The sequence below is a fragment of the Kaistella sp. genome (assembly GCF_049588135.1).
Classification (GTDB): domain Bacteria; phylum Bacteroidota; class Bacteroidia; order Flavobacteriales; family Weeksellaceae; genus Kaistella.
Genome location: NZ_JBAVFG010000122.1, coordinates 1 through 6118 on the forward strand (window position 1 = coordinate 1; position 6118 = coordinate 6118).

At 39.2% G+C, this 6118-nt stretch carries 5 protein-coding genes and 1 pseudogene; 1 reads left to right on the forward strand and 5 read right to left on the reverse strand.

Annotated features, from left to right (window positions below):
- On the forward strand, window positions 1-398 hold a 398-nt coding region (locus WBY99_RS06955; protein WP_423975607.1), incomplete at its 5' end, for a hypothetical protein.
- A gap of 295 nt (window positions 399-693) precedes the next feature.
- On the opposite strand, the gene WBY99_RS06960 is transcribed toward WBY99_RS06955, so the two are convergent.
- The 5 genes and pseudogenes from WBY99_RS06960 to WBY99_RS06980 all read right to left on the reverse strand — a co-directional run.
- The gene (locus tag WBY99_RS06960) at window positions 694-1920 is read right to left on the reverse strand and encodes a cation:proton antiporter (RefSeq protein ID WP_423975608.1); all 1227 of its coding nucleotides are present in this window, start codon (window positions 1918-1920) and stop codon (window positions 694-696) included.
- Window positions 1921-2166: 246 nt separating this feature from the next.
- Window positions 2167-2808 carry a trimeric intracellular cation channel family protein gene (locus WBY99_RS06965; RefSeq protein ID WP_423975609.1) on the reverse strand — a complete coding sequence of 214 codons (642 nt, stop codon included), beginning with the start codon at window positions 2806-2808 and terminating at the stop codon, window positions 2167-2169.
- Window positions 2809-2820: 12 nt separating this feature from the next.
- Window positions 2821-4086 (reverse strand): M20 family metallopeptidase, encoded by a 1266-nt coding sequence (locus tag WBY99_RS06970; protein ID WP_423975610.1) that lies wholly within the window; start codon window positions 4084-4086, stop codon window positions 2821-2823.
- Between the two features lie 41 nt (window positions 4087-4127).
- Window positions 4128-5588, reverse strand: coding sequence for an MFS transporter (locus tag WBY99_RS06975; protein ID WP_423975611.1), 1461 nt, complete (start codon window positions 5586-5588; stop codon window positions 4128-4130).
- 329 nt (window positions 5589-5917) lie between these two features.
- Window positions 5918-6118, reverse strand: a pseudogene (locus WBY99_RS06980) (DDE transposase); the annotation flags it as partial.

Here is a 6118-nt window from a genome sequence, read left to right on the forward strand (position 1 = left end):
GTATCACAAAAACCGAATCAAATTTACGGAGAAAAAGAATACCTATTACCAACGGAAAAATTATTTCTGACCAAAATTTTGGTTTTTGGGTGTCCCTATTTTTATCACATCATTACAGCATACTTTCTGGACAGATCATTCAGATTTTCCCGTACAAACCAGCTACAGAAACAAGAGCAAGCATTTACAGTAAGTTGTACAAAATGAGAGACTTTAGAAACAGAGTAAACCATTGTGAATCGATTTTTTTTAACGGAAATAGTATTGATTGTACGGAATCTTTAGCAATTTTAAACACGATTTATGACATGCTGAAGTGGATTGATCCCGAATTGGAAAAATTCTTTGAGGGATTGGAAAACGTAAGAAACAAAATCAACCAAATAAATACGATATGAAAAAAATTCTGCGAAGAATTCAACTTTCGTTTTGTTTTATGAACTGCATTCGGGTCGTTTTGAGTAACCCCGCTCACACGCGAAAACGCAGATTCGGCGGAGAGAACCCTTTGTCCTGGCCGCCTTTTTCTTTTGGTTCATCCGCCAATACCCTATTTCCTGTAGGCGACTGTATTTCTATCAGATAATTCTCTTTGCCGTTGTTGGCTGTAATTTTTATTTTTTGTTTGTTGGATAAGAAATAAATTCTGTTTTGCTTCCTTTTGTTTAAAGGTGTTATTTTCTTTGTTTCATTTTACGTTTTTTTGACTAAGGCCGATACCACTTTATTAAGTGTTAATCCTTGCACTAATATAGAAAATATAACAATAAAATATGTGGCCGAAAGGATGGTTTCTCGGTAAGTTGATGGAGGCAGCGAAAGCGCCATTGCGACGGATATTCCGCCCCGAAGTCCCGCCCAGGTGAGAATTGCAAGGTTATTGAAGTTCACCTTTCGCAGCACAAAAACCGCGGGAAGGGTTACCGTTACCAGTCTTGCGAATAAAAGGATCACAATGGAAACGGAACCAACCAGCCAGTAATTATTTAAAAAAGACATCATGATCAGTTGCAATCCGATCATTACGAAAAGAATGGTATTCAATACCTCATCCAATAATTGCCAGACCTGGTTGAGGTGTTCATTGGCAGGATGACCCTTACCAAAATTCAGGTTGCCGATCAATAATCCGGCAGTAACTGCAGCCAGCGGAACGGATGCATGAAATTTACCGGCAATGAGCGATATGCACAAGATCATTGAAATGGAGATCAGTACGATCGTTTGAAAATCGTGTATGGAGCGAATAAGTCTATATCCCAGATAACCAATAATCGCTCCTATAACTACACCGCCAATCACTTCCTGTGCAAACAGTTTAATAGTACTTGTCAATGTAGTTGTACCGGATTCATGAACGATCCCTAAAAGTGTTACAAATAAAATCAGACCTACAGCATCATTGAATAGCGACTCGCCAGAAATAATAATATTGAGTCTTGGTGGTATTTTTGATTTTTTCAGAATAGAACTCACGGCAATAGGGTCTGTGGGAGAGATTAGTGCTCCAAAAATGAAACAATAAATCAGAGGCAACTGAAGATTGATAAAGATGGTAACAAGATATAATAATCCTCCGAATATACTGGCAGATATTAATACGCCGATTGTACTTAATATAAATATTGGGAGCCTGAGCATTTTAAGTTTTTTGTAATCAAAATGGATCGCACTGGCAAAAAGCAAAAAACCCAGCATTACATCCAGTAAAATTTTTGAAAAGTTAATGCTGTGAGCCATCATAGTTACGGTTGCACTCATTCCGGAATTTGATTTTCCTGCAACCAATATCAATATTGACACCACTAAAGAAATAGCCATAACACCAATGGTACCAGGCAGCCTTATCAATTTTTCATTAAAAAAAGAAAAAGCCGTGCTTAAAAGAATAAGTACAGTTATGATGGTCAGTATATCCATGTTCATTTGATTTGTAAACTTTCCATTTATGCTATATTAATCAATGACTTTCTTACCCCCGGAAGTACTTTAGTTCCGAACAATTCTATAATGATGATTATATGCACGAATATTCCCTTACAAAAATTAATTTTCTGCAATATTTTCTTTCACTCCTTAGGTGAATGAATTTGTTTAATCAATATCTTTTTTTTTACATTGTTATTACAAGCTCCTATAAATAGACTAAAACGAACATCAACTTTTTTATAATTCCGGCTCTGTTTTATCATTTGAATAAACAGGCAGATTCCAGTGATAACGTAGCGCCAATAAGCGTAATCCAAAGCATACAATTAAAGCAATGATGGAGATCCAATCAGTTGATAGCCATTTAAAATAATTTCCTGCAACTACAATCAAGGCTCCTGTAAGTGCTGCTGATGCATAAATTTCTTTTTCCAATATAATGGGAACCCGATTAAGCAAAATGTCACGCAGAACCCCGCCACCAACAGCGGTAGTGATTCCCAAAAGAACAGCAACTTCTGCATTATGGCCGTATGCAAGACTTTTTTGAGCACCAGTAACCGCAAATAAGGATAGGCCCAATGCATCGAAAAATATCACGGGTTGATTTAACCGTTGAACATAAGGGTATAAGCCGATGGTTATTCCTGCAGCTATTATTGCCGCTACAAGGTAATACCAGTTTGTTAATCCAGCCGGTGGAATAGCACCGATACAAAGATCACGCATAATCCCACCACCACAGGCTACTATAAATGCAATGCTGCAGATCCCGAACAGGTCCAGACCCCGTTGCTTTGCCGCTGCTGCTCCGCTTATGGCAAATACAAAAGTACCCGCCAGATCAAGAAAATAGTAAAGTGTATGTAGTTTATCCATCTCAAGGGCAATCTAATCCAACCAGGCTAGAGCGGCGGTCATCATCGCCTGCAAACCTGTTTTTAAAGTGGGGTTAATTACCGGCGCAAATTTGGGTGAATGATTACTGGGAATAGAATTTACCTGATTATTCTTTTTAGCTTCCAAATATATTTTAGGATCAGTTCCGCCAACAAACCAAAAAACATAAGGCACTTTCCAATTCGTTCCAAAAACACTAAAATCTTCACTGGCAGAAGCCGGCTGCGTCTCAAATGATTTATCACCGAACTGGGCATCGAAGGCTTCTGCTACTTTTGCGGTCGATGCCACATCATTCACCGTCATTGGATAGCTGTCTATCGTGGTGAATTCAGGATCTCTTGGCGCATTGGATGCGTCGCACTCCGCACAACAAATCCGCTTAACAGCTGAAAGAATATGATCTTTAACGCCGTCATCAAAAGTTCGGATATTCAATTTTATGGTGGCATCATCCGGAATAATATTTTCCTTGGTACCAGCTTGCAATGATCCTATGGTGAGTACTGCATTTTCAATCGGTGCTACTTCACGCGAAATAATGGTTTGTAAGCGCATCGCAGTTGCTGCCGCCATAATCACCGGATCAATGGATGTTTGTGGCTGTGAACCGTGTGCGCCACGCCCAAAAAGTTTAACTTTAAGACTGTTTCCTGCGGATAGTATCGCACCGCTACGATGTCTAACGGTACCTGCTTCACCCACCATTACATGTTGTCCCAGAATAATATCCGGTTTAGGGAAACGTTCCATCATGCCATCATCGATCATGCCTTGTGCACCACGGCCAACTTCTTCGCCGGGTTGAAAAACGGCCATTATCGTTCCTTTCCATTGATCCTTATGCTCTGAAAATAACCTTGCAGCGCCCATTAACCAGGTCACATGCATATCATGACCGCATACATGCGACACCCCAACCTCAATCCCTTCACCATCTCTGGCCACAGTAGTACTTGCATAAGGTAATCCTGTAGCCTCTGAAACAGGAAGTGCGTCCATATCGGCACGAAGCATCACCGTAGGGCCTTCTCCATTCTTCATAATACCTACCACACCAGTAATCCCAATACCCGTTGAAACTTCATATTGATATTTGGTTAAATAATCTGCAGCAATTTTTGCCGTGCGAAATTCCTGCATCGATAACTCGGGGTTTCTATGAATATCTTTATAAATCTCTTCCAATTCAGGAAGAAGTTCATCAATGAAACGATCCATCGTACTGTTAAACGCTTTAATTTTGGTGATTTCCATGGTTTTTAATATTAAAAAATTAAAATGAGGTTCTTATTAATTTAAATATTGCTTTTATCGGTTTTAGGAACGGTAATCATGATGGCAACGATGGCTACAACAACCATAAAAACGTTAAACAACAATCCTATCCCAGCTGCATACCGTACCTCTATATTATCAGTTCTTCCCATGAAAATAGCCGCCATGGGCGGAGTACCCTCCATCTTGCTAAGTCCGTAAAAGATAGCAGCAGAAATTGCAACGCCAAAAGCAGCTCCCAATGATGATGCCATTTTGTAGATCCCAGATGCCGATCCCGCTTTATCGCCGGGAACATTACTCAAAGCAGCATCAGTAGAAGGAGTAGCATAAAAGCCAAGTCCCACCCCAAACAAAGTGAAACCAACAAATGAAACCACAATATATTCTTTCGCTAAAAGAAAAGTAAAGCTTGTGAGTAAAATACCCATTCCTGTTATGAAACAACCGAGCAACATTGGTTTCCTTGGACCCATTTTTTGAAGTAATTTTTCTCCTACCCGAATGGTACTCAATATAGCCACTAAATAACCAACAGTAACTAAACCTGATTGCAAGGAAGACAATCCAGCTTCCTGCTGTACAAGGGCTAATGAAACGAGCAATGTTCCAGCGGCTCCGTTGAGTAGAAAATTGGATAATGTTGCCCCAGAAAATGTTTTGTTCTTAAAAAGCGTCAAGTCAACGAAACTGTTTGTTCCCTTCGTTTCAATTCTGAAAAAAGCAGTGGCAGAAATGATAAAAACAGCGCCACCTGTTAAGACCGCTGGGCTTAGCCAACCAAGACTGGATCCTTGTCCAATCACAATATTCAAGGCGACCATTGCGATAATAAAAGCGATAAGACCCGTCCAGTCGAAAGGTTTTTTATCTGTCGTTACGACTTTACTTTCCGGAGTGCCTCTCAATAAAAAATAACTTATAACAGCAACGAGGATCGATAAAATGAAAATCCAGCGCCAACCAATGGTAGAGGCGATGAATCCTCCAAATAATGAACAAAGTCCTGAACCGCCCCATGAACCGATAGACCAAAAACTTAAGGCTCGCTGCCGCTCTTTACCATTAAAGTAAGCCTGCATTAAAGCCAGTGTTGCGGGCATAATACAAGCTGCAGAAAGTCCCTGCAAAATACGTCCCGCCAATAGAAACACAGCTGTACCAGATGGTGAAATCACAATGAGGAATGAACCCACTACACTCAGTGCTAAGCCAATGTTGGTCATCTTCACCCTACCAATCCGATCTGCCAATCCGCCCGCTACCACGATGAAAATTCCAGAAAATAAAGCGGTAATACTGACTGCAATATTGTTCAAATTATGGCTGATTTTTAGATCAGCGCTCATGGTAGGCGCAATGTTTAAGGTTGTTTGCGCAAAAAGCCAAAAAGTAATGACAGCCAATCCAATCCCTACAATAAGCTTATCCGTTCCACGGTAGTTTGATGCGACGGTCTTTGTTTGATTAGAAGAAATCATACTATTTGTATTATGTTAGTATTACTTTTCTTAGTTCTGTCACAGCTGTTAAATAAAATACGATGAAATTAGTATTTCATAACTTTAATGTTGGTTCTATTAACTCATTTGATCTCAGCAATGAGATATTTCTGTGCTACTTCTTCTGTCAATTACAAAAGGTAAAAAGGTTAAATCATCTTCGCTTAGCTAAGGAAATAGAATTTTAAAAATTAAAGGTAGTATTTTTTATTTAAAATCCTAATAACAAGCAGTTTGTAATTTTCATACCCTCGTCCCATAAGGGCTTTTATCCCAGGACGTTCAAAGCCTATTGCCTTAGAGCCTGTTTAAATTTTATTCAATAAAAATTTTATGGCGGATAATTTGACCATATTTTCAGAGGTTTCCATTATGAGTTCATAATTTCTACATAATCTTCTGTCATTATCAAACCATGAAAATGTACGTTCAATAATCCACCTTTTGGAAATGGGCTGAAAACCAGTTTTGTTCTCATCACTTCTCATTACAACATTAATGAGGTAACC

Coding starts and splice junctions, on each gene's coding strand:
- WBY99_RS06965 (WP_423975609.1), bottom strand. CDS start 2,808: ATGGATAAACTACATACACTTTACTATTTTCTTGATCTGGCGGGTACT.
- WBY99_RS06975 (WP_423975611.1), bottom strand. CDS start 5,588: ATGATTTCTTCTAATCAAACAAAGACCGTCGCATCAAACTACCGTGGA.
- WBY99_RS06960 (WP_423975608.1), bottom strand. CDS start 1,920: ATGGATATACTGACCATCATAACTGTACTTATTCTTTTAAGCACGGCT.
- WBY99_RS06970 (WP_423975610.1), bottom strand. CDS start 4,086: ATGGAAATCACCAAAATTAAAGCGTTTAACAGTACGATGGATCGTTTC.